Origin of the sequence: Arthrobacter sp. ISL-48 (assembly GCF_018613805.1) — a bacterium.
GTDB lineage: Bacteria > Actinomycetota > Actinomycetes > Actinomycetales > Micrococcaceae > Arthrobacter.
The window spans coordinates 61,766-84,999 of record NZ_JAGGPL010000011.1 but is presented as its reverse complement, the minus strand read 5'-3'; the positions used below and the strand labels follow the sequence as shown (position 1 = coordinate 84,999).

The 23,234-nt window shown below is 64.4% G+C and carries 23 protein-coding genes, 1 tRNA gene and 1 pseudogene; 16 read left to right on the top strand and 9 right to left on the bottom strand.

The genetic code is table 11. From position 1 onward, the window contains the following. Nucleotides 1-26 precede the first annotated feature (26 nt). On the bottom strand, nucleotides 27-719 hold the full coding sequence (locus J7E83_RS12260) for a hypothetical protein (protein WP_251043802.1): 693 nt from the start codon (nucleotides 717-719) through the stop codon (nucleotides 27-29). A 74-nt stretch (nucleotides 720-793) separates the two neighbouring features. Between J7E83_RS12260 and J7E83_RS12255 the strand changes: the two genes are divergently transcribed. After that, entirely contained in the window at nucleotides 794-1,288 is a 495-nt protein-coding gene (locus J7E83_RS12255; RefSeq protein WP_214962446.1) for an 8-oxo-dGTP diphosphatase, read from the top strand. Between the two features lie 85 nt (nucleotides 1,289-1,373). Here the strand turns inward: J7E83_RS12255 and J7E83_RS12250 are convergent, their stop codons facing one another. The 6 genes from J7E83_RS12250 to J7E83_RS12225 all read right to left on the bottom strand — a co-directional run bounded on the left by J7E83_RS12250 (nucleotide 1,374) and on the right by J7E83_RS12225 (nucleotide 8,137). Next, nucleotides 1,374-2,525 (bottom strand): bifunctional 2-methylcitrate synthase/citrate synthase, encoded by a 1,152-nt coding sequence (locus J7E83_RS12250; RefSeq protein ID WP_214962444.1) that lies wholly within the window; start codon nucleotides 2,523-2,525, stop codon nucleotides 1,374-1,376. A gap of 62 nt (nucleotides 2,526-2,587) precedes the next feature. Further along, nucleotides 2,588-3,490: a methylisocitrate lyase gene (gene prpB, locus J7E83_RS12245; RefSeq protein ID WP_214962442.1), complete on the bottom strand. Its 903-nt coding sequence runs from the start codon at nucleotides 3,488-3,490 to the stop codon at nucleotides 2,588-2,590. Next, nucleotides 3,491-5,011 carry an MmgE/PrpD family protein gene (locus tag J7E83_RS12240; RefSeq protein ID WP_214962440.1) on the bottom strand — a complete coding sequence of 507 codons (1,521 nt, stop codon included), beginning with the start codon at nucleotides 5,009-5,011 and terminating at the stop codon, nucleotides 3,491-3,493. Further along, complete coding sequence (locus J7E83_RS12235; protein WP_214962438.1) at nucleotides 5,004-5,663, bottom strand: GntR family transcriptional regulator; 660 nt, start codon at nucleotides 5,661-5,663, stop codon at nucleotides 5,004-5,006. The genes J7E83_RS12240 and J7E83_RS12235 overlap by 8 nt, the downstream gene beginning before the upstream one ends. A 123-nt stretch (nucleotides 5,664-5,786) precedes the next feature. Then, nucleotides 5,787-6,500, bottom strand: coding sequence for a response regulator (locus J7E83_RS12230; RefSeq protein WP_214962436.1), 714 nt, complete (start codon nucleotides 6,498-6,500; stop codon nucleotides 5,787-5,789). Continuing rightward, nucleotides 6,497-8,137: a sensor histidine kinase gene (locus J7E83_RS12225; RefSeq protein WP_214962435.1), complete on the bottom strand. Its 1,641-nt coding sequence runs from the start codon at nucleotides 8,135-8,137 to the stop codon at nucleotides 6,497-6,499. Before J7E83_RS12225 ends, J7E83_RS12230 begins: the two co-directional genes overlap by 4 nt. A gap of 140 nt (nucleotides 8,138-8,277) precedes the next feature. On the opposite strand from J7E83_RS12225, the gene J7E83_RS12220 reads away from it, so the two are divergent. The 10 genes and pseudogenes from J7E83_RS12220 to J7E83_RS12175 all read left to right on the top strand — a co-directional run bounded on the left by J7E83_RS12220 (nucleotide 8,278) and on the right by J7E83_RS12175 (nucleotide 17,898). Further along, the gene (locus J7E83_RS12220) at nucleotides 8,278-9,624 is read left to right on the top strand and encodes a cation:dicarboxylate symporter family transporter (RefSeq protein ID WP_214962433.1); all 1,347 of its coding nucleotides are present in this window, start codon (nucleotides 8,278-8,280) and stop codon (nucleotides 9,622-9,624) included. 234 nt (nucleotides 9,625-9,858) lie between these two features. Then, nucleotides 9,859-10,758, top strand: coding sequence for a ParA family protein (locus J7E83_RS12215; protein ID WP_214962431.1), 900 nt, complete (start codon nucleotides 9,859-9,861; stop codon nucleotides 10,756-10,758). A gap of 7 nt (nucleotides 10,759-10,765) precedes the next feature. After that, nucleotides 10,766-11,578, top strand: coding sequence for a ScpA family protein (locus J7E83_RS12210; RefSeq protein WP_214962429.1), 813 nt, complete (start codon nucleotides 10,766-10,768; stop codon nucleotides 11,576-11,578). A 23-nt stretch (nucleotides 11,579-11,601) separates the two neighbouring features. Then, complete coding sequence (locus tag J7E83_RS12205) at nucleotides 11,602-12,249, top strand: SMC-Scp complex subunit ScpB (protein WP_214962471.1); 648 nt, start codon at nucleotides 11,602-11,604, stop codon at nucleotides 12,247-12,249. Nucleotides 12,250-12,359: 110 nt separating this feature from the next. Next, the gene (locus J7E83_RS12200; protein ID WP_214962427.1) at nucleotides 12,360-13,574 is read left to right on the top strand and encodes a pseudouridine synthase; all 1,215 of its coding nucleotides are present in this window, start codon (nucleotides 12,360-12,362) and stop codon (nucleotides 13,572-13,574) included. Nucleotides 13,575-13,577: 3 nt separating this feature from the next. Further along, nucleotides 13,578-14,687, top strand: a complete 1,110-nt coding sequence (locus J7E83_RS12195; protein ID WP_214962425.1) for a prephenate dehydrogenase — start codon at nucleotides 13,578-13,580, stop codon at nucleotides 14,685-14,687. Then, nucleotides 14,687-15,400 (top strand): (d)CMP kinase, encoded by a 714-nt coding sequence (gene cmk / locus J7E83_RS12190; RefSeq protein ID WP_214962423.1) that lies wholly within the window; start codon nucleotides 14,687-14,689, stop codon nucleotides 15,398-15,400. Before J7E83_RS12195 ends, cmk begins: the two co-directional genes overlap by 1 nt. Nucleotides 15,401-15,431: 31 nt before the next feature. After that, a pseudogene (locus tag J7E83_RS12185) lies at nucleotides 15,432-16,113 on the top strand (1-acyl-sn-glycerol-3-phosphate acyltransferase). Nucleotides 16,114-16,123: 10 nt separating this feature from the next. Then, the gene (der, locus tag J7E83_RS12180; protein ID WP_214962417.1) at nucleotides 16,124-17,674 is read left to right on the top strand and encodes a ribosome biogenesis GTPase Der; all 1,551 of its coding nucleotides are present in this window, start codon (nucleotides 16,124-16,126) and stop codon (nucleotides 17,672-17,674) included. Nucleotides 17,675-17,821: 147 nt separating this feature from the next. Beyond that, nucleotides 17,822-17,898, top strand: a tRNA-Pro gene (locus J7E83_RS12175). Nucleotides 17,899-17,950: 52 nt separating this feature from the next. Here the strand turns inward: J7E83_RS12175 and J7E83_RS12170 are convergent. Further along, complete coding sequence (locus J7E83_RS12170; RefSeq protein WP_214962414.1) at nucleotides 17,951-18,820, bottom strand: Fpg/Nei family DNA glycosylase; 870 nt, start codon at nucleotides 18,818-18,820, stop codon at nucleotides 17,951-17,953. Nucleotides 18,821-19,003: 183 nt separating this feature from the next. Here J7E83_RS12170 and gcvH point away from each other — a divergent pair, with 183 nt between their 5' ends. The 5 genes from gcvH to J7E83_RS12145 all read left to right on the top strand — a co-directional run bounded on the left by gcvH (nucleotide 19,004) and on the right by J7E83_RS12145 (nucleotide 22,094). Beyond that, nucleotides 19,004-19,390, top strand: coding sequence for a glycine cleavage system protein GcvH (gene gcvH / locus J7E83_RS12165; RefSeq protein WP_214962412.1), 387 nt, complete (start codon nucleotides 19,004-19,006; stop codon nucleotides 19,388-19,390). A gap of 153 nt (nucleotides 19,391-19,543) precedes the next feature. Next, nucleotides 19,544-20,020: an FHA domain-containing protein gene (locus J7E83_RS12160; protein WP_214962411.1), complete on the top strand. Its 477-nt coding sequence runs from the start codon at nucleotides 19,544-19,546 to the stop codon at nucleotides 20,018-20,020. Between the two features lie 23 nt (nucleotides 20,021-20,043). Further along, a complete protein-coding gene (locus tag J7E83_RS12155) occupies nucleotides 20,044-20,760 on the top strand; it encodes a MerR family transcriptional regulator (RefSeq protein WP_214962409.1) in 717 nt (238 codons plus the stop codon). Next, nucleotides 20,760-21,263 carry a bifunctional nuclease family protein gene (locus J7E83_RS12150; protein ID WP_066285823.1) on the top strand — a complete coding sequence of 168 codons (504 nt, stop codon included), beginning with the start codon at nucleotides 20,760-20,762 and terminating at the stop codon, nucleotides 21,261-21,263. Before J7E83_RS12155 ends, J7E83_RS12150 begins: the two co-directional genes overlap by 1 nt. 234 nt (nucleotides 21,264-21,497) lie before the next feature. Then, nucleotides 21,498-22,094 carry a MerR family transcriptional regulator gene (locus tag J7E83_RS12145; protein WP_214962407.1) on the top strand — a complete coding sequence of 199 codons (597 nt, stop codon included), beginning with the start codon at nucleotides 21,498-21,500 and terminating at the stop codon, nucleotides 22,092-22,094. Nucleotides 22,095-22,194: 100 nt separating this feature from the next. Here the strand turns inward: J7E83_RS12145 and J7E83_RS12140 are convergent, their stop codons facing one another. Then, nucleotides 22,195-23,016, bottom strand: a complete 822-nt coding sequence (locus J7E83_RS12140) for a ParA family protein (RefSeq protein WP_214962405.1) — start codon at nucleotides 23,014-23,016, stop codon at nucleotides 22,195-22,197. Nucleotides 23,017-23,234 lie beyond the last annotated feature (218 nt).

Below are 23,234 nucleotides of genomic sequence, written 5' to 3'. Positions count from 1 at the left end.
CTTCAAAGCCGGGAACCAGCCGGTTCTCAGGCAATCACACTAAGCGTGAATTCCGCGGCGCCGAGGAACAGGGCCAGGACGGATGTGCCAAGCCCGGCCACCAGGAGCAGGCCGGGATGTGCCAGACCCACCACAACGCGCCGCAGTTGCGGCGAATGCCGCAGGAATTTCTTGGGCACCCGTGAATCCTGCGGGCTCTGGCGCCAGCCGCGGAGACGGCGCAGGAACCACGCACAGCGCACGATAAGCGCCATCCACAGTACCGAGACAACCAGGGGGATGGCGGCCAGGAGGAGGTTGAACCCCAAGGACGTCACGGCCCGTTCCGAGTTCCCGGCCAGTGCCTGGACGGTCGTGGAAATCGAGGCGCTGGCCACCACGGAGAGGCCCCACACCAGAAACGCGGCCGTCAGGGCGAGGAACCGGACAAAGAAATGCGCCAGCACCGACTCCCTTCGTGGCCTGAGGTGCCGGCGCGGGGTGGCATGGAGCACTGCCACCGTGCAGGCCAGGGTTGGCAAGGCGGCCATCCCCACAAACACGTACCAGGTCCAGCCGGCCAGGTTCACGAACTCGTCGGCGATGATCAACAACGCCCAGAAGCCTGTCCACGCCCAGCCTGCATGAAGCGGATTCCGGACCAGCCAGTCGGGCAGCGAGGCGGCCACGGCGCCTGCCTTGGCGTCGGGCGGAGTTTGTTCCCCTCCAGCCATGCTCATGGGCTCACTGTAGCAATGCGGTGTGGCAGGCCAGTCGTCGCCCCTCCACGTACTGACGGAACTAGGCTTGGGCCATGAGTGCGGCCGATGTGACCCTTTGCTTCCTGCTCCGTGATGGCGACGCCGGACGGGAAGTCCTGCTGGGGCTAAAGAAGACAGGTTTTGGCCTGGGTAAGGTCGTAGCCGTTGGGGGCCATGTGGAGCCCGGTGAAACGCCGCTTGAAGCGATTTGCCGCGAGGTCCATGAAGAAGTCAGCGTCCATGTGGCCCCCGCCGACCTTGTGCTGGCCGGCACGGTGCACTTCGTCTTCCCGGCGCGGCCCCAATGGGACATGTTCACCACCGTCTACCTCGCCGAATCGTGGCGCGGCGAACCTGTGGAGAGTAACGAAATCGTTCCCCGCTGGTACATGGTGGACCGCCTTCCTGTTGAACACATGTGGGCAGACGCCGAGCATTGGGTTCCGGCGATGATCGGCGGGCGGAAGCTGGCAGTCAAAGTGATCCTCGAGGATGACAACGAGGGCGTGGCACGCGTTCATAGCGTCGACTGGAAGGAAGCCGGGTGACCGGACATGCTGATTACCGACCCGGCCCGGCCACCTTCAACGGGGGACCGGGCCGGCGTCGTTCTTCCCTGCGGGAAACCTTGCCCTACGGCAGGTGCCGTTCCTCGACACCGTTGTATTCGCTCAGCGGGCGGATGAGGGAGTTGGCCTCAAGCTGCTCCATGATGTGGGCTGTCCAGCCGGTGATCCGGCTGGCCACGAACAGGGGAGTGAATGTGGGGGTGTCGAATCCCATGAGGTGGTAGGTGGGGCCCGTGGGGTAGTCCAGGTTCGGCTTGATCCCCTTTGCCTCATCCATTGCCGATTCCAGCCCGTTGTATAGCCCCAGCAGTTCAGGGCGGCCGTAGTGGGCGATCATTTTGTCCAGTGCGGCCTTCATGGTGGGCACCCGCGAGTCGCCATGCTTGTATACGCGGTGCCCGAAGCCCATGACCTTCTTTTTCTGGGCCAGGGCCTCTTCCATCCAACCCTTTGCCCGCGCAGCAGCCTCCTCCAAGGATTCCTCCGGCCGGATCCCGATCTCGTCGAAGGTGTGCATCACGGCTTCATTGGCGCCGCCATGGAGTGCCCCCTTGAGGGCGCCGATGGCTCCGGTCACGGCTGAATGCAGGTCCGAGAGCGTTGAGGTAATCACCCGGGCCGTGAAGGTGGAGGCGTTGAAGGAGTGCTCGGCGTACAGGATCATGGACACGTTGAACGCGTCCACAACCTCGGGGACCTGCTCTTCGCCGAACGTCATCCAGAGAAAATTGGCGGAGTAGTCCAGCTCGTCACGGGGTGCCACGGGTTCAATGCGGCCTCCTGCCGCGTGACGGCGGCGCTGGTCGTAAGCCACGACGGCAGGCATCGCGGCGAACAGGTCCACGGCCTTGGCCATGTTTGCCTCGCGGGAGGAGTCCTCAGCCAAAGGGTGCCGTGCCCCCATGACGGAGGCTGCGGTCCGGCAGACGTCCATGGGATGGGAGGTGACCGGCAACGCGTCGATCACCTGCTTGACCACGGGATCCAGGGCCCGGCCGGCGCGTTCCCGCGAGCTGAACTCTGCAAGCTGCTCGTCCGTGGGGAGCTCTCCGTTCCAGAGCAGGTACGCAACCTCCTCGAACCTGCACCTGGCCGCCAGCTCCTGGACGGGGTAGCCGCGGTACAGCAGCGAGTTCGTGTCCGGGTTGACCTTTGAGACGGAGGTGTAGTCCACCACGACGCCGTCGAGGCCCTTTTTGATGTCCTGTTCAGCCATGCTGAGGCTCCTTTGTTCCTGTCGCCTGTTGTGCCGGCCGGAGCCGGATTTGTTGGTGGACTTCACTTGCCCGGGATCTGGAAGTTGAAGATTCCGGTGTCAAAGCGGTTATAGGCCTCGTAGTCCACCAGGTCATACAAACGCGCACGGGTCAGCATGCTCCCGACCTGCGCCTCCTGGGTTCCATCGGACTTGATCGATTCCAGCGTACGCTCCGCGGCGCCCATGGCACTACGGAGCAGGGTCACCGGATAAATGACCATGTTGACCCCGACGCCGGCAAGCTGGTCCACGGTGAACAGTGCGCTTTGGCCGAACTCGGTCATGTTGGCCAGGATCGGCACGTCCACGGCGGCGCGGATGGCCCGGAATTCTGACAGGTCCTTCATGGCTTCGGGGAAAATCGCGTCCGCTCCGGCTTCCACGAGGGCCTTTGCCCGGTCCCGGGCGGCGTTCAACCCGTCCACCGCGCGGATGTCCGTGCGGGCCATGACCAGGAAGTTTGGGTCACGGCGTGCATCCACGGCGGCGCGGATGCGTTTGGTGGCGGTGTCCAGGTCCACCACGTTTTTGCCGTCCAGGTGGCCGCAGCGTTTGGGGTTGAACTGGTCCTCGATGTGCAGGCCGGCCAGCCCGGCGTTTTCGAGTTCCTGCACGCTGCGGGCCACGTTCATAGGCTCACCGAAGCCGGTGTCTGCATCGACAATGGACGGCAGATCAGTCATGCGGGCGATCTGGCCGGCACGGGTGGCCACCTCGGTCAAGGTAGTCAGTCCGATGTCCGGCAATCCCAGATCGTTGGCGAGCACGGCCCCGGAAATGTAGATCCCGGGAAAGCCTTTTTCCTCGATCAGCCGGGCGGAGAGCGGGTTGAAGGCACCGGGGAACTGGGCGATAGTCCCGGACGCGAGCAGCTCCCGCAGCTTGACGCGCTTCTGCTCCGGGGTGGTCTTTGAGTACAGCATCTAGAACAGTCCCTTAGGTGCGGCGGCGAAGTCGATGACGCCGGGTGCAGCTGTGATGTTCAGCTGGTCCAGCTCGCCGGCGGCCAGCTCGGGCAGCCGTTCAGCGGCGGCGAGGAACCGTTCGATTTCTTCGTCCTCCACCAACCCTGCGGCGAGGGTGCGGAACTTGTTGACGTACTGCTCCCGGGCGAACGGCCGCGCGCCCAGCGGATGGGCATCGGCGACGGCGATCTCATCCGTGATCGCGGTGCCGTCGGTCAAGGTGATCTCCACCGAGCCGCCGAAGGCCTTCTCCGCGATGTCCAGGGAGTGGTAGCGGCGGGTCCACTCGGGGTCTTCCTCGGTGCTGACTTTGTGCCACAGCTCCACGGTGTCCGGACGTCCGGCTCGGTCGGGGGAGTAGGAGTGAACGTGGTGCCAGGTGCCGTCCTGGAGGGCCACGGTGAAGATGTACGGGATGGAGTGGTCCAGGGTTTCCCGGCTGGCGGTGGGGCTGTATTTCTGTGGGTCGTTCGCCCCCGAGCCGATCACGTAGTGCGTGTGATGGCTCGTCCTGATCAGTACGGACTTCACGTTGGCCGGCTCGGTGGCCTCGGGATGCCCGGCGTGAAGCCTGCGCGCGAGGTCGATCCAGGCCTGGGCCTGGTATTCGGCGGAGTGTTCCTTGGTGTAGGTGTCCAGGATGGCCCGCTTTGGCTCGCCGGCCTCGGGCAGGGGGACCCTGTACGAGGCATCGGGGCCATCCAGCAGCCAGGCGATCACACCGTCCTCGCCCTCATAGATGGGCACGGGGGAGGTCTGGCCGCGCATGGAGCGGTCCACCGCTTCTACTGCCATCTTGCCCGCAAACGCCGGGGCGTGGGCCTTCCAGGTCGAGATCTCGCCCTTGCGGGACTGACGCGTAGCGGTGGTCGTGTGCAGCGCCTGGCCCACGGACTGGAAAATTGTTTCGACGTCGAGTCCAAGGAGGGTGCCGATGCCTGCGGCGGCGGACGGACCGAGGTGGGCCACGTGGTCGATCTTGTGCTTGTGCAGGCAGATGGCCTTGACCAGGTTGACCTGGATCTCGTATCCGGTCGCGATGGCCCGGACCAGGTCCTTGCCACTGGAGCCCACGTGCTGCCCGACGGCCAGGATGGGCGGGATGTTATCGCCAGGGTGCGAGTAGTCCGCCGCCAGGAAGGTGTCGTGGTAGTCGAGTTCGCGCACCGCCACGCCGTTGGCCCATGCCGCCCACTCCGGGGAAACGCGCTCGCCGATGCCGAAGACCTTGGCGCCGTTGCCTCCCGTGCTGGGGCCGTGGCTGAGCGCCTGGGCCCTGGCAGCGACGATCGGGCCCCGGGTGAGCGATGCAATGGCCACTGATGCGTTGTCGATGACGCGGTTGATCACCATGTCCGTGACCTCATCGGTTACCTCGACGGGGTCCGCGGCGACGACGGCGATCTTATGGGCCAGCTGGTCCTCCCGGGCCAGGTTTTCCTCGCTTTTGTAGACACGGACGTGGTGTTCCTTAACCATGGCGCTCCTTCTCGTGAGGCGTATGCGTTGCTTTGACATGCGAAAGACTGCGGTGCAGGTGCACTGTGGTGGCGGCTTGGGCCAGACGCGGGTTCCGGGCGGCGATGGCTTCTGCGATCACTGCATGTTCGGACGCGGCTGCTGTGAGGCGTGCTGTGTCATCGGCGGCGAGCCGGCGGATGCGGACCAGATGGACCCGGAGGCTGCCCATGGCTTGGGCCATATACGCATTTGAAATGGCGGCATCGATGGCAGCGTCGAGGCGCTCCACCAGCCGGTAATAGCCGTGCCGGGCGGGGTCGTCGCCGCTGAGAAGCGCGGGGGCCGCCAGCAGCTCGCGGTGCAATTGCAGGAAATGCCGGGGATCGCCCCGTTCAGCGGCCAGCGCTGCCGCCCTGCCTTCGAGCGTTTCGCGAAGCTCGAACAGTTCGTCGATGTCCTCCAGTGAGATGTCGGTGACGACGACGCCGCGGCCGCTGGCCGCCGTCGTGAGCCCTTCCGAGGTGAGCCGGCCGAGCGCCTCCCTCAGGGGAGTGCGTGAGACGCCCAACCTCTCGGACTGCTCCACCTCAGCGAGCAGGGTGCCGGGACGAAGGCGCCATTCGATAATGTCCTCGCGGAGCGCGGCGTAGGCCCGGTCGCTGGCGCGCATTCGTATCTCCTCCAGTGGATTCGAACTCCACTGTATACAAGGATTGGCTTCCTGCCAATGGATATCGGGCAAACTTCCAACAAATAGTGTTGCGTGTATACAAAGACCAGTCCCGGAAAAGCCTTAGCGGCCGCTCCAGCGGTATTCATTTTCGGGCCTGCCGGGAGTCCCGTAGCGGGCGGTACGTGACACCGTGCCGGCGTCGGCGAGGTACTCAAGGTATCGTCGCGCAGTGACCCTGGACATGCCCAGCGCATCCATGACCTCTGTAGCTGAGACCGCCTGGGGATGCTGCTTCATGTACTCCTGAACAGACACGAGGGTTGAGACCGACAGACCCTTGGGCAGGGGCATCTCGGACGGCGCCCGCAGACTTGCAAACGCCTGGTCCACGTCGCTCTGGGATGCTCCGGCCCTGCCGGAACCGGGTTCCGGGGAGGCAAGCTGCTGCCGGAACAGCCGGTAGCTCGCCAGCTTGTCGGCGAAGGTGGCGTAGGTGAACGGTTTGATCAGGTACTGGACTACCCCGATCGCCACGGCACTCCGGACGATGGCCAGTTCACGGACGGCGGTGATGGCGATGATATCCGACAGGATCCCGGATGAACGCATGCGGCGGGCTATGTCCAAACCATGGAGATCGGGGAGGTTCATGTCGAGAAGGACGAGTTCCACGGGGTCGCCGGAAGCTGCGAACTCCGTGAGCAGCCGCAGTGCCGACTGGCCGTCCGGCGCGGTGCCCACAAGGGTGAATCCCTCAAGCCGGCCCACATAGGCAGCATGCGCTGCCGACGCCACAGGCTCGTCCTCCACCACGAGGACGCGGATATCGCTCACTGGTACTGCTCCTCTTTGTCTGTTCCGGGCGCCATTGCTGGCAGGAACACGTGGAACTCTGCTCCGCCTGTGCCGGTGATGGTCATCGTACCGTCCAGCCGCTGCACTGCCTGCCGAACCAGGGCCAGGCCAACTCCGCGGCCGAAGGTCCCGGGCTTTTTGGTGCTGAACCCGTGCTTGAAGATGTGCTCGACGGCGGCCGGGTCTACCCCGGACCCCGAATCCCGGACCGTGATATCGAGGCCCTCGGCGTCGGACTCCACTGTCAGGGACACCTCCTTGGGTGCCTCTCCTTCCGCAGCGGCGTCAATCGCGTTGTCCAGGAGGTTGCCCAGGATGGTTACCAGGTCCTGGACGGCCAGGCCTGTGACGGAGGCGGACCCAAACGTCCGAAGGGTCAGTTTCACTCCACGTTCGTTGGCTTCCGAGGCCTTGCCCATGATGAGGGCGCTGAGGACCGGCTCGTCCACAGAGCTGATCATCTCATCGGTGAGCTTCTGGCTAAGTTCAAGATCCTTGGTGGCGAAGTCCAAGGCTTCGCGGGTCCGGCCAAGCTCGAGCAGGGACACCATGGTATGCAGCCGGTTGGCGTGTTCGTGGGTCTGCGCCCGGAGGGCATCGGAGAGCGTCCTCATGGTCTCGAGTTCACTGCCCAAGGACTCTATTTCTGTCCGGTCACGGATGGTGGCCACCGTCCCGAACAACGCGGGCCGGCGGCCGGCGGGGGAGTCCGGAGCAAGAGCCGGGCCCTGGTTCACCACGATAATCCGGGACCCGGTGAGATGGATTTCGTCATGGGCCTCACGGCCGGATTCGAAGAGCTTCTTCAGGCTCGCGGCGAGCGGGAGCTCCGCCAGGAAAGGCGGACGGGACGGATCGTCCTCGGAACTGCGGGGCTCAAGTCCGAGCAGTTCGGCAGCCTGGTCGTTGTACATGACCACGCGGCCTTTGGTATCGATCAGGATGAGCCCTTCACGGACGGAATGCAGTACTGACTCGTAGTAGGCAAACAGCTGCGCCAGTTGTTCAGGCCCCCAACCCCGCGTGACCCTGCGCAGGTATCGGCCGAGCAGCCATGAGGCCCCGGATCCGCCCAGGAGCAGCGCCAGTGCAATAGCCAGGAGCACAGGCAGCCGGCCGGAGAAGGCCACGTCAACCGTCCGCACGGTGACGCCCGCAGCGACCAGGGCCTTGACGTTTCCTGCCGCATCCTTGACGGGGACGATGGTGCGTACTGACGGGCCCAGTGTTCCGGCCGTGACTTCGGTGAAGACCTCACCGCGGAGCGCCGCATCGATCGAGCCGATATATTGTTTGCCCAGTTCCTCTTCCCGGGGGTGCGTCCAGCGGGTTCTGTCAGGCGCCATGATGGTGACGAAGTCCGCCCCGGCTCCGGCCATGACCTGGAGCGCGTACGGCTGCAGTGTGGCTGAGGGATCAGGCCCAGCCGCGGCCTGGAGCACCAGGGGATTGGCGGCAACTGCGGCTGCCACGCCCGCCATCCTTCTGCCTGCTTCCTCGTAGGCGTGGTCCCGGGCGTCGATGAACGTTGCCGTGCCCACGATGGCGGTGAAGGCCAGCACGATCAGCAGGTTGGCCACAAACAGCCTCCGGGCGATACTCCAGCGGTGGATCATCAGTACCTCCCATGACCAATATGAACGCAACGGTGAGCCAAGTCACTGTGTGCCTAATGATGGATATCACACCGGACCGACGCGATGAGCCCAGAGAATGAGCCGCAGCGTCTACCAGATTATCCATAAGGAGATACATCATGGCTTCTCAACGAGGAGAGTCAACAGCGCCTGCGAAGGCCGCCCGCAAGGGCCTTGACAAATCCCACTACCTCTACATGGCCGTCATAGCCGCCGTGATCCTGGGCGCCCTCGTGGGTCTGCTGTTCCCTGAGGTCGGCAAGAACCTCAAGCCCCTCGGCGACGGGTTCATCAAACTCATCAAGATGATGATCGCGCCGATCATTTTCTGCACCATCGTGCTGGGCATCGGCTCAATCGCCAAGGCGGCCACGGTCGGCAAGGTCGGCGGCCTGGCCCTGGGGTACTTCATCGTCATGTCCACCTTCGCCCTGGCCATCGGCCTGGTCGTCGGCAACATCATCCACCCGGGTGAGGGCCTGAAGCTCGCCGCGTATGATCCGAACAAGAAGGCCGCCACGGACAGCACCGTGGACTTCCTGCTGGGCATCATCCCCAGCGACATCCCGGTTCTGCCCACCCTTCTCGCAGCGATCCTCGTCGGCTTCGCGCTGCAGAAGATGGGAACCTCGGGCGCGCCGATCCTCAAGGCCATCGGCCACGCCCAGGCCCTCGTATTCCGCATCCTCATCATGATCATGTGGCTCGCGCCTGTCGGTGCCTTCGGTGCCATCGCCGCCGTCGTCGGGGCCACCGGCTTCGCGGCAATCGTGAGCATGTTTACGCTCATGGTGGCCTTCTACATCACCTGTGCCCTGTTCATCGTCGTGATCCTCGGTGGTCTCCTGCAGGTTGTTGCCGGCGTGAACATCTTCAAGCTGATGCGGTACCTGGCCCGCGAATACCTCCTGATCTTCTCCACTTCCTCCTCCGAAGCGGCACTCCCGCGCCTCATCGCGAAGATGGAGCACCTGGGTGTTTCCAAGCCGGTAGTCGGCGTCACCGTCCCCACGGGCTACTCCTTCAACCTGGACGGCACAGCCATCTACCTGACCATGGCTTCCCTCTTCGTAGCCAACGCCATGGGCACCCCGCTCGACCTTGGAGCCCAGATCTCCCTCCTGATCTTCATGATCATTGCCTCCAAGGGCGCTGCCGGAGTCACCGGCGCCGGCCTGGCAACCCTGGCTGCCGGCCTGCAGGCCCACCGCCCCGAGCTCCTCGGCGGCATGGGCATCATCGTCGGAATCGACCGCTTCATGTCCGAGGCCCGTGCCCTGACGAACTTCACCGGCAACGCAGTGGCCACCGTCCTGGTCGGCACTTGGGTGAAGGAAATCGACGGCGAACAGGTTGACCGTGTGCTGTCCGGCGAGGCGCCCTTCGACGAGCTGACCATGATGGCCGGCCACACTGACCGGTTCGGCAACGCCCCGGAGACCAGCTCGCTGCCCGCGCACGCCTAGATCCCCAGGCATCCGCAGGTAACCTAAACCGCCCGTGCAGCCTCTGCTGCACGGGCGGTTTTGTCATGACCAGGCCTAACCTTTGACCTCTACTAGAAGGTCAAGGCTCAGGAGGCATCCAATGTCAAGTTCCGTCAATTACCGTGTCGAGCGCTGTAGCCTTGGTGGGAAGAAGGAACGGCGCTGGGTATCCAGCGGCAGGAAATGACCGTCATCGAAAGTGTGGATAGATACGTGAGCAGCGAACAGGGTTCAGCAACTCTGGAAGGCACGGAACTCGATCTGGAAGACGCCGTGATGGGGCCCACAGGGCGTCCCCACCGTGAATTTCCGGAGCCCGCGCCGCTGCAGTCCCATGGTCCGGCCCGGGTCATTGCCATGGTCAACCAAAAGGGCGGCGTCGGTAAGACGACATCCACCATCAACCTGGCGGCGGCACTTGCCGAGTACGGCCGGAGGGTCCTCCTCGTCGATTTCGATCCGCAGGGCGCCCTGTCGGCGGGCTTCGGTGTCAACCCGCACGAACTTGATCTCACCGTCTACAACGTCCTCATGGACCGCAAGGTGGATATCCGCGACGCCATCCACCAGACGGGCGTTGAGAACGTGGACCTGCTGCCGGCGAATATCGACCTTTCCGCCGCCGAAGTCCAGTTGGTTAACGAGGTAGCGCGTGAACAGGTCCTGGACCGGGCACTCAAGAAGGTGGAGGACGACTACGACGTCGTCCTCATCGACTGCCAGCCCTCGCTGGGCCTCCTGACGGTCAACGCCCTGACCGCCGCCCACGGGGTCATCATTCCGCTGATCTGTGAATTCTTTGCCCTCCGCGCCGTCGCCCTCCTGGTGGAGACCATCGACAAGGTCCAGGACCGGCTGAACCCCCGGCTGCAGGTGGACGGCGTGCTTGCCACGATGTACGACGCCCGGACCCTGCACAGCCGTGAAGTCATCACCCGTTTGGTGGAGGCCTTTGGCGACAAGGTCTTCGAGACCGTCATCAAGCGTTCCATCAAGTTTGCCGACGCCACAGTGGCCGCCGAACCCATCACCAGCTACGCAGGCAACCACATCGGGGCGGACGCATACCGCCGCCTGGCCAAAGAGCTGATTTCGCGCGGCGGCGCGCCCTAGCCACGTCGTGGCTGAGTCCAGGCCCGGCTTTGAGGTGCGGCTGGCCAACTTCACCGGTCCTTTTGACCTCCTGCTTGGCCTCATCGCCAAGCACCAGCTGGATATCACCGAGGTGGCCATCGCCACCGTCACCGATGAATTCATCAAATACATCAGGAAACTCCAGAAGCTGGGCGAAGAGTGGGCGCTGGACGAAGCCAGCGAGTTCCTGGTCATTGCTGCCACCCTCCTCGATCTGAAGGCGGCACGGCTGCTTCCGGCCGGCGAAGTCGAGGACGATGAGGACATCGCGTTGCTGGAAGCCCGCGACCTGCTTTTTGCGAGGCTGTTACAGTACAAGGCGTTCAAGCAGGTGGCGGGCCTTCTTGGTGCCACGCTGGAGCAGGAGTCAATGAGGTTTCCGCGCCAGGTTGCCCTGGAGGAGCATTTCGCCGCCATGCTCCCGGAGCTGGTGTGGAAGCACTCGCCGGAGCAGTTCGCCACGTTGGCGGAAGCCGCGCTGAAACCAAAAACGCCCAAGCCCACGGAAGTGGGCCTGGGCCACCTGCACGCCAGTGCCGTCAGCGTCAAGGAACAGGCCGAGATACTGGGCCTCCGGCTGCAACTGGGAAAGCCGCTGTCCTTCCGCACGCTGATTGCCGATGCTGCCTCCACTCTCGTTGTCGTGGCCAGGTTCCTCGCCCTGCTGGAGATGTTCCGGGACAAGGTGGTGGCCTTTGACCAGCTCTCCCCACTTGGCGACCTCACCGTGCACTGGACGGCGGAAGGCCAGGACTGGTCCACCGAGAATCTGAGCGAAGAATATGAGGAGCAGCCGTGAACAAGGACTTTCCGGATGACGACGTGGAGAGCGCCGCTGATGAAAGGACCGATGTCCGGGACCTTCCGGGCGGGGCCAAGGCTGCTATTGAGGCAGTACTGATGGTGCTGGACCAGCCGGCCACCGCCAGCGAGCTCGCTGCCGGCCTCAACCTGACGGTCGCCGTCGTCGAGCAGTTACTGGCGGAACTGCAGGCCGAGTATAGCGGCTATACTGTTAAAGCCCCGGACACGGACGTCGCTAGCGATGCTGGCTTCAGCTCCAGCCCCCGGGGTTTTGAATTGCGGAACATCGCCGGTGGTTGGCGGATCTACTCGCGCACCGACTTTGCCGACGTCGTCGGCCGGTTCGTGCTGGAAGGTCAAACAGCCAGGCTCACGCAGGCGGCCTTGGAAACACTGGCCGTCATCGCGTATCGCCAGCCTGTCTCGAGGGCACGCGTGTCCGCAATTCGAGGAGTCAACGTTGATTCGGTCGTACGGACACTGACACAACGTGGACTGATCGAAGACTCGGGAACCGATCCTGAGTCCGGAGCTATCCTCTACCGGACCACGTCGTATTTCCTGGAACGGATGGGAATCGGCTCCGTGACCGAACTTCCCCAGCTCTCCCCCCATCTTCCGGGGCTGGAAGGCATCGAGGAGTTCTACGACGCCGGAAGAATGTAGGCGGGAATGCCCGCCTGCTGCAAGAGTATTCATAAGGGCAGATATATTCTGCACGGCTGGCTAGGGTTGTTCTTGGACAACTTGCCGGCCAACATAACGAAGGACGGGTCATGACACAGGCGGGACGCCAGGGTTCACCACGTAACAGTTCAGGACGCAACAGTTCAGAACGCAATTCAGCACAGGGCGGCGGAAGCCGTGGAGGTGCACAGGCCGGCGGATTCCGCGGCGGCGCAGGCAAGCGCAATGCCGGATTCGGCGGTGGCGACCGGCCCCACAAGGCGCCGAAGCCGCGCGAGGAGCGCTTTGTCGATCCTGACGAGGCGTCGGCTGCCCCGGCAGGACGCGAAGTGTCCGACTGGAAACCGGCTGGCAAGCCGTCTTCTCGCAAGCCGGCCGCCCGCAAGCCCGGCGCCAAAAAGGCGCCCGGAACTCCCGGCGCCCTCAAGCCCAAGCCCCGAACCGGCGCTCCGGGCGCTGCGGCATCGCGTGCCTTCGGCAGCGAGCGTTTCGGCCAGAACCTTGGGCCGGTCCGCAAACCGTCACGCAAGCGGGGCCCCCGCGGCGATGTTCCGCAGTCAGAACTGCACGACGCCGACGGCACCCGCCTGCAGAAGGTCATGGCCCAGGCCGGCGTGGCTTCCCGTCGCGTCTGCGAGGAAATGATCGCCGAAGGCCGGGTTGAAGTTGACGGCCAGGTTGTCACCGAACTTGGTGTCCGAGTGGACCCCAAGACGGCTGTCATCCACGTCGACGGCCTGCGCATCCAGCTTGATGAAAACCTCGTCTACATGGTCTTCAACAAGCCCAAGGGCGTGGTGTCCACTATGGAGGACCCCGACGGACGCCCCTGCATAAGTGACTTCGTCCGGAAGACCCACCAAGGCGAACGCCTGTTCCATGTGGGCCGGCTGGACGTCGCCACCGAGGGCCTGCTGCTGCTGACGAATGACGGCGAACTGGCCAACCGGCTGACCCATCCTTCGTATGAGGTGCCCAAGACGTACCTCGTCCAGGTCCGTGGGCCCTTCCCCCAGGGCGTCGGAGCGCAGCTGAAGGCAGGTGTGGAGCTGGAGGACGGCATCGCATCCGTTGACTCCTTCAAGCTGGTGGACTCCACCCCTGGTCACGTGCTGATCGAAGTGGTCCTGCACTCCGGAAAGAACCGGATTGTCCGGCGCCTGTTCGATGCTGTGGGTTTCCCGGTCCTGCGCCTGGTGCGCGTGAAGGTGGGACCCATCGGCCTGGGCGACCAGCGCCAGGGCAGCATCCGCAACCTCGGCAAGCAGGAAGTCGGCCACCTGCTGGCATCCGTAGGGCTCTGAGGCATGTCCGCATTTCGCACGCACGGCCGCGGACACCTGAACGGACCCGTGGTGGTGATCGGTACCGGCCTGCTCGGCGCCAGCATAGGGCTGGGCCTTCGGGGCCGGGGCGTGCCCGTGTTCCTGTTTGACCCTTCTCCCACCAACCAGGCCGTCGCCGTCGATATCGGTGCCGGGCTGCCCTTGGCGGGGCTTGGAAACGAGACGCCCGAGCTGGTGGTGGTGGCCGCGCCACCTGATGTGACCGCTGATGTGGTGGCGAAGGCGCTGGCCGACTACCCGGACTCCGTAGTGGTTGACATTGCCAGCGTCAAGGCTGCCATCCTGGCCGATCTCCGCGGCCGCGGGGTGGACCTCTCCCGCTATGTGGGTACGCACCCCATGGCCGGACGCGAGAAGTCCGGGCCCGTAGCCGCCCGCGGTGAGCTCTTCACGTCCATGCCATGGGTGCTCTGCCCGCCCGAGGAGTCGTCGGGAGCCGCCGTGCAGGTGGCGCACTCCCTCGCGACCGACCTTGGCGCTGTGGTCTCGCAGTTTACGGCCGACGAGCACGACGAAGCCGTGGCCCTGGTGTCCCACCTGCCCCAGGTGATGTCTTCGCTGCTGGCCAGCCGCTTGCAAGGAACGCCCCTTCACGCTTTGTCCCTTGCCGGTAACGGGCTGCGGGATGTCACCCGGATCGCCGCCAGCGATCCCACCTTGTGGGTCCAGATCCTCGGCGCCAACGCGCCAAAGGTGGTGGGCATCCTGCAGGGTGTCAGGGAGGACCTTAACCGCCTCATCGGCACACTGGAGGACCCCACGGCACCAGGCGCCAGGCTTGACCTTGCCCAGCTGATCAGCGAGGGCAATGCAGGCCAGGCCCGGATTCCGGGCAAGCACGGCGGACCTGCGCAGGCGTACTCCTGGCTTACGGTCCTTGTGGATGACAAGCCAGGCCAGATCGCCCTGCTCCTCACCGAAATCGGCGAGATCGGGGTTAACGTCGAGGACCTCAGGCTTGACCATTCCTCGGGGCAGAACGTGGGCATGGTGGAACTCTCCGTGCTGCCGAACAAGCATGACCACCTGATCGAAGCACTCACCGACCGCGGATGGCGGGTACTCCAGTAATGACACAGGAACTCCTTGACACTCTGCCGGCGCTGCGGGTCGGCAGGCCCCTGGTAGTGGCCATCGACGGCCCCTCCGGCTCCGGCAAGTCCAGCGTCAGCAAGGAAGTGGCCCGCAGGCTGCGGCTGGCCTACCTCGACACAGGTGCCATGTACCGGGCGCTGACCTGGTTCTGCGTCACCACCGGGATCGACCTTAACGACGCCGCCGCGGTGGAGCAGGCTGCCCGGGACCTGGTCCTGGACCTGAGCACCACGCCGCACACGGAATACGTGCGGGTGGATGGAGCCGACGTCACCGAGGCCATCCGGGAGCCGGCAATTTCCTCGGCGGTGAGCGCTGTGGCCACTACGCTGGGCGCCCGGACCGAACTCATCCGCCGCCAGCGTGAACTGATCGAAAAGCACCACCGCCGCATGGTGGTGGAAGGGCGCGACATCACCACCGTCGTCGCGCCCGGCGCTGAAGTCCGGATGCTGCTGACAGCCAGCGAGGAGGCCAGGCTCCGCCGCCGCGGGATCCAGTTGGGCGGAACCCAGAATGCGGAGCAACTTGCTGCCCAGGTGACCCAGCGTGATGCCAAGGACTCCACGGTCGTGAACTTCACACAGGCGGCCGACGGTGTGGTGACGCTGGACTCATCGGAGTTGGACTTTGCTGAAACGGTGGATGCCGCCCTTGTCATCGTCACGAAGGTCCTCAACCGTGACTGATCGCCGCACGAGGCTTCCGTCGGGCTGGACCATGACCTGGAGCCGGCCGGTAGGCTGGATCCTAGACCACATGGTGTACAGGACGTCCGTCACAGGCCGGGACAATGTTCCCAGCGGGGGTCCTGTGATCTTCGCCGGGAACCACATCAGCTTCCTGGACGGCCCGGTCATGTTTGGTGCGTCTCCGCGGCCCATGCACATCCTGGTTAAGAAGGAAATGTTCAAGGGGTTCCTCGGACGCGTGCTCCGGGCCTCCGGGCAAGTCCCGGTGGATCGCTCCGGGGACCGTGCTGCGCTGTTGCTTAGCAAGGACGTGCTCGACGCCGGCCGTTGCGTCGGGATCCTTCCGGAAGGTACCCGGGGGAGCGGCCAGGCAACGGATATCAACAACGGTGTGGCCTGGCTCGCGCTGAACTCCGGTGCGCCGGTGGTTCCGGTCGCGATCCTCGGCACCCGGATCGGCAGCGAGCACCTCGACACGGTACCCAAACCGGGGCGGCGCTTCCACGTCAGTTTCGGCAATGCCCTGACGATCAGCCGCAACCCCGGCGAAACCGGCCGTGCTTCAATGGACAGGGCGGGAATGGAAATCCGCGCTGCGCTGGCAGGGCATGTCCAGGACGCCATCCAATACAGTGGGCAGCCTTTGCCCCACGCGGATTTCCCGCACGAATTTCACAGCAGTAGCCGGGACGCCGGCAGATCACCACTAAGGAAAGTGCAATGAGCGATACGACTCAAACCTCCGGCCACTCCGGCGCCGGCGAAGACGAATACACGCCCACCGGCACGGACCAGGTGGCCGAACGGCTGGCTGTCCTTGACGACGACGAAGCGGAGATGCGCGCGGCGTCCCTCCGCGCCGGCCTGGACGACTACGAACTTGATGAGGACGACGCCGCCCTGCTCAGCGGGGACTACGGCGACGAGGACTTCGACGGCCCGGTCAAGCTGGATCCCGTCCTGGCGATCATCGGCCGCCCCAACGTGGGTAAGTCCACCCTCGTGAACCGCATCCTCGGCCGCCGCGAGGCCGTGGTGGAGGACACCCCCGGCGTCACCCGCGACCGAGTGATGTATTCGGCCACCTGGAACGGGCGCAACTTCACCCTTGTGGACACCGGCGGCTGGGAGCACGACGCCCGCGGAATCCACGCCCGCGTCGCCGAGCAGGCCGAGATGGCCGTGGAATTGGCAGACGCCGTTCTGTTCGTTGTCGACTCGGCCGTCGGAGCGACCGCCACGGACGAGGGCGTCATGAAGATGCTCCGCAAGAGCAAGAAGCCGGTCATCATGGTGGCCAATAAGGTGGACGACTTCGCCCAGGAAGCGGATTCCGCGACGCTGTGGGGCCTTGGTTTCGGCGAGCCGTACCCGGTTTCAGCTCTGCACGGCCGTGGGGTCGCTGACCTCCTGGACCATGTCATGGACACCCTCCCTGAGTTCTCTACGATCGAGGGTCTGGAGCGATCAGGCGGACCGCGGCGCATCGCCCTGATCGGCCGCCCCAACGTGGGCAAGTCCTCACTGCTGAACAAGCTGGCCGGCTCAGAGCGTGTAGTGGTGGACAACACCGCCGGCACCACCCGCGATCCCGTGGACGAGTTCATTGAGCTGGGCGGCCGGACCTGGCGCTTCGTCGACACCGCCGGCATCCGGCGGCGTCAGCACATGGCCCAGGGGGCGGACTACTACGCGTCCCTGAGGACCCAGGCTGCGCTGGAGAAGGCGGAAGTCGCCGTCGTGCTCCTTGCCGTCGACGAGGTACTTAGTGAGCAGGACGTCCGGATCCTGCAGCTGGCCATAGAGTCCGGCCGGGCACTCGTCCTGGCCTTCAACAAGTGGGACCTGCTGGACGACGAACGCCGCACCTACCTGGAGCGTGAAATCGAGCAGGACCTGGCCCACGTGGCGTGGGCGCCCAGGGTCAACATTTCGGCACTGACCGGCTGGCACAAGGACCGTTTGGTTCCTGCGCTGGACCTGGCCCTGGAGAACTGGGACAAACGCATTCCTACCGGCCGGCTCAACGCCTTCCTCGGCGAGCTCGTGGCCGCCCACCCGCACCCGGTCCGTGGCGGAAAGCAGCCGCGCATCCTGTTCGGTACCCAGGCATCCAGCCGTCCGCCGAAGTTTGTGCTGTTCACAACAGGCTTCCTGGACCCCGGGTACCGGCGGTTCATCACCCGCCGGCTTCGTGAAACGTTTGGCTTTGAGGGCACACCCATCGAGGTCAACATGCGCGTCCGCGAAAAGCGCGGCAAGAAGCGTTAATTGGGACACACCAGGCCTGTGCTGGTCTGTAAATGTCACAGGCACCCTCCGGGATCGTGTAAGCTTTTGGAGGTGGTTCGGCCGGACTGCTGAGTGGAAATCGCTGGAAGTTCAGCGATGGCACGCAGCGGAGAACGGCGGAACTGACGGGCTGTAGCGCAGCTTGGTAGCGCACTTGACTGGGGGTCAAGGGGTCGCAGGTTCAAATCCTGTCAGCCCGACCAAAAGCAGAAGCGCCCCGGAGAATTCTCCGGGGCGCTTCTGCTTTTTTGCCGTCTATTTGAGGAACTTTGACGTCCTGCGGTCCGCGAGGATCTTTCCCTTGGTCTGGCAGGTCGGACAGTACTGCAGGGCCGTGTCCGCGAACGACACTTCGCGGACTGTGTCGCCGCACACCGGGCAGGCCTGCCCGGTCCGGGCATGGACCCTCATGTGGCTCCGCTTAGCGTCCTTGAGTTCGCTGGGAGGTTTGCCTTGCGCTTCGGCCAGTGCAGTACCCAGGACGCTGTGGATGGCGTCGTACAGGACCTGCACCGAATCCCGGTCCAGTGATTTGGCGACCGCAAAAGGGGAAATCCTGGCCGCATGCAGGATCTCATCGCTGTAGGCATTCCCGATCCCGGCAATGACGCCCTGGCTGCGCAGGAGGCCCTTCACCTGCTGGGAACTGGACCCCAGGATGGCGGCCAGCGCATCGGCGTCGAACCCGGAGCTGAACGGGTCCGGTCCGAGGGTTGCGATCCCCGGCACGTCCTGCGGATCACGCACCACATAGACGGCAAGGCTCTTCTTGGTTCCTGCCTCTGTGAGGTCGATGCCGTGCGGACCCGCTGCACCGGTGAAGGCCAGCCGGGCGGCAATGTAGCCCTTGCCCATCCTGAGCTGGCCGTCGCTGGGGGAATCCGTAAAGCGTACCCACCCCGCCTTGGCAAGATGGAAAACGAACGACAGCCCGTCAGCATCAATGCTGACGAATTTCCCAAAGCGCCGCACTCCGGTCACGGCCCTGTCCTGCAGGGCCGTGAACGGCGGATCGGCCGTCTTCAGTACCGCGAAGGAGACGATCTGGACTTTGCTGAACACGCTTCCCCGAAGCTGCTCATCCAGGAAACCGGCCAGGCCTGCGACTTCGGGAAGCTCGGGCATGGCTTACCTGCTGCCGGGGCGACTGTCGGCGGCCGCTGGGACCAGGGCCTGTGCATGAACTCCCATGGGCCCATCATGTCAGAATCCTCCTCGAACGCCCGGGGACTTGTGCCTATACTTTCAGCGGCGGCTTTGTTTCCCAGCCCCGTTGACGTTGGTGTTTGACCCGATGAAAGGCCCCTGATGAGCAACATTCCCGAAGACCTGTCCTACACGGCCGAACACGAGTGGGTATCAGCCCCGAATTCCGACGGCGTTGTCCGGGTGGGCATCACCGACTTCGCGCAGGATGCACTCGGAGATGTTGTCTACGCACAGATGCCGGAGATCGGCACGAAGATCACCGCGAACGAAGTGGTGGGTGAAGTGGAATCCACCAAGAGCGTGAGTGATATCTATGCACCCGTCAGCGGTGAAGTCGTTGCCCGCAATGATTCGCTGGACACCGACTCTGCGCTGATCAACACCGATCCCTATGGCGATGGCTGGCTCATCGAAGTCAAACTCGCCGAAGCCGACGCCGTGGAGTCCCTGCTCAGTGCATCCGAGTACGAACAGCAGGTAGGCTAAAGCTAACCGGTTCATCCGGTCCGGCCACAGGCTGCGGGGAGAATATCTTCGCACGTCAGCGGCTGGATCGCTGGCCGGTACCGGATCTGCAAGGCTTATCCGGAGGGCATATGTCGAATGCGGGCGCGAGCTGCAGCGGAAGAGGAGGAATCCATGGTTGGCCACAAACATCACCCTGCCGACGGTGACTACGGTAAAGGTGCGGCCAGGGCCTCGGAGACCACCTCCATCAATCTCACCCCCGTCACGGACGAGCCCACTATTGCCCCCAGGCTGTCGAGGGACGAGTACGCGTCCGTCGAGGCCCTTCCCGCGGGATCCGCGCTCCTGGTTGCCCACAGCGGCCCGAACGCGGGCGCACGGTTCCTGCTGGACTCGGACGTCACCACGGCCGGCCGTCACCCCGACGCCGATATCTTCCTCGACGATGTGACAGTCTCCCGCCGTCACGTTGAGTTCCGCCGTACCCCACGAAGCTTCGAAGTGGTGGACACCGGGAGCCTCAATGGAACGTATGTCAACCATGACCGCGTGGACAGCGTCGAACTGAAGTCCGGCAGCGAAGTCCAGATCGGCAAATTCCGTCTCACCTTCTACCTGAGCCCTGCCCGCGCTGCAGGCCGCGTCTGATCCCGGGACAATTGCCTGTGGCAATGGCACAACCGGAACGCCGGGGGCCCCAGGTCCTGAACATCGGGGAAGTCCTCGCGCAGCTGAGCGGCGACTTTCCGGGAATGACTGCGTCGAAGATCAGGTTTCTGGAGGAGAAGGGGCTGATCAACCCGCGCCGCACTCCCGCGGGTTACCGGCAATACTCCGACAGCGATGTTGAGCGCCTCCGGTTTGTGCTGGCCCTGCAACGGGACCAGTATCTTCCGCTGAAGGTGATCAAGGACTACCTGGATGCCATCGACAGGGGAGAGCGCCCCGAAAACCTGCCCGCCGGCGTCGTGGTTTCTCCACGTATCGTCTCCGACGAACTGGCGGCGGAACTGCAGAACCGGGGGCGGAAGCTCAGCGAAGAACAGTTGCGGACCGAGTCCGGCGCAAGTGTGCCACTGCTCCAGTCGCTGCTGAGCTTCGGGCTGATCAGCCACAGCAACGGCAAGTTCGATGAGCACGCCCTTCAAGTGGCCCGTGCCTGCGTCCAACTGGAAAGCCATGGCCTGGAGCCGCGGCACCTCCGTCCGTTTCAGGCAGCGGCGGAACGCGAGTTCGGGCTCGTTGAGCGGGCCGTTGCCCCGCTCGCTTCGCGCAAGGATTCGGCATCCCAGGCGCGGGCGGCGGAAGCGGCCCGCGAGATCAGTGACCTCTGCCTCACACTGCACCGGGCCCTGGTGCAGGACCATATCTCACGCATGGACATCTGATGATCGAAGTAGAGATCGTAGGCGTTCGGATCGAACTGCCGTCGAACCAGCCACTGGTCCTCCTTCGCGAGATCCACGGCGAACGCCACGTGCCCATTTGGATCGGCACCCCGGAGGCCAGCGCCATTGCCCTGGCCCAGCAGGGCGTTGTGCCTCCCCGCCCCATGACCCATGACCTCCTCGTGGACGTTGTGGAATCATTGGGCCATTCGGTCGTCAGCGTCAATATCGTGGCGGTGGAGGACAACATCTTCTACGGGCAGCTTCAGTTCGAGAACGGAACCACCGTCAGTTCGCGGGCGTCCGACGCACTGGCCATCGCGCTGCGGGCAAAATGCCGCATCTGGTGTGCCGACTCGGTCATGGACGAAGCCGGTGTCCGGATCACCGAGCACGACGAAGGTGAGGACACCGAGCCCGGGCCTACCGTGGATGAGGAGCGTGAATTGCGCCGCTTCCGGGAGTTCCTCGACGACGTTGAGCCTGAAGATTTCGACGGCTGAGGTCACGTTAAGGTTAAAGTTGAGGCTGAAACTTTCGACACGCCCCTCAAAAGGAGCGTAGATCTTTGACCTTGGGACCTGTCAGGCCTAACGTCGAAGGTATCAAGCTCCCATTGCTTACGGCGGCCGCGCACGTCACACTGTAAAGTGCGGCTCCCGCGAATTACATGCATGGACTTCATGCCCGCACTCGCAGTTGCAGTGTTCCGGGAGCTTAAGACAAGGAGGATCCAGGTGAGTCCCAAAGGCGAAGCGGGCGAGCTGAAACAGCCCACAACGGCTGGTGTTGCTGTGCCTGCGAGCGGTGCCCAGGGCCTCCTGTTTACCGAGGATCTTCCCGTCCTGGACGAGGACGCGGGCTACCGCGGACCCACGGCCTGTAAAGCCGCCGGCATCACATACCGCCAACTGGACTACTGGGCCCGCACCGGGCTCGTTGAACCTGCCGTCCGCGGAGCCGCGGGATCCGGTTCGCAGCGTCTGTACGGCTTCCGGGACATCCTGGTCCTCAAAGTGGTGAAGAGGCTCCTGGACACCGGAGTATCGCTCCAGCAGATCCGCTCCGCGGTGGAGCACCTGCGTGAACGCGGTGTGGAGGACCTGGCACAGATCACCCTTATGAGCGATGGCGCCAGTGTGTACGAGTGTACCTCCGCCGACGAAGTCATTGATCTCGTCCAGGGCGGGCAAGGCGTGTTCGGCATCGCGGTGGGCCGTGTCTGGCGTGAGGTGGAAGGCAGCCTGGCCTCGCTTCCCAGCGAGCACGCCGCCGAGCAGTCCTTTCCGGACGACGAACTGAGCAAGCGCCGCGCCGCACGCAAGATCGGCTGATTACTGCCGGGTTCCGAAGCGGACAGACTTGACAACGAATTAACAACAAGGGCCACCTTCCCAAGGAAGGTGGCCCTTGTTGTTGCCGTGCGGGCCGCCCTTAGCGGGAGTTGCGGCTCCGGAGGCCGCTGCCGACGGCCAGGAGGTTGGCCAGGAGGTTATCGAAGAGGGCAGCAGCGGACTTGGCGGAGTCCCCTGGCCAATGGTGAACGGGGTGGGCTGCACCCTGGATCTGCTGCCAGTTCGCCTGTTCCGGGATCCTGGGACTCAGCAGGAGCTCGCCGAACATCGATTCCATCTCGGCCAGGCGGTATGTGTGCTCGGAAGAGCCGCTGCGGACGCGGTTGGCCACAATTCCTGCGGGGGAGAGATTGGGGGCGAATTCCTGCCGGAAGAGCTGGATGGCCCGCATGGTGCGTTCGGTTCCCGCCACGGAGAACAGGCCCGGCTCTGCGACGAGTGCCACCTTGTCGCTGGCCGACCATGCCATCCGGGTCAGGCCGTTAAGGGACGGGGGGCAGTCGATCAGGACCAGCTGGTATTGGTCGGCACCGGCCAAGACGGAGGACAGCCGGCGCAGGTCGCGGCGGCCAAGGTCGGGGCGGTCGTAGATTCCGGTGTAGGCCGAACCCACGGCAACGTCCAGGACTGCAGGCCCGGACCCATTTGCAGGTGCGCGGGCCGTCCAGCTGCTGCCCACCACGTTGTCCGCCAGCTTTGCCCTGCGCGGGCTCTTGAGCATCCGCCCGATGTCCAGCTGGTCGCCGGGCTGAACGCCCAGGGCCGTGGTCGCGTCCGCGTGGGGATCGAGGTCCACCACCAATGTGGGGATGCCCGCGGCAAGCGCCGCAGAGGCCAATCCTGTGGTAACGGAAGTCTTGCCGACTCCGCCCTTGAGGCTGCTGATGCTGACTACTTGCACTTGAGAGACCAAAACCTAACGCCGGCTGCCGTGTTGGGGGTAGTGTTTGCTCCGGCAGTGCCGAAGCCGGGCGGCTCCTGCCGCCCCACTCATCATATGTTGATGCGCCGGCGATTCCTGCTTTATCGGGCCCCGGCATGGCACCGCGGACGATGCGTGCGGCTGGTTCCGTCGGCCCCGCTTTCAGCGAGCGGGACATGACGGAGAATTCTGTGATG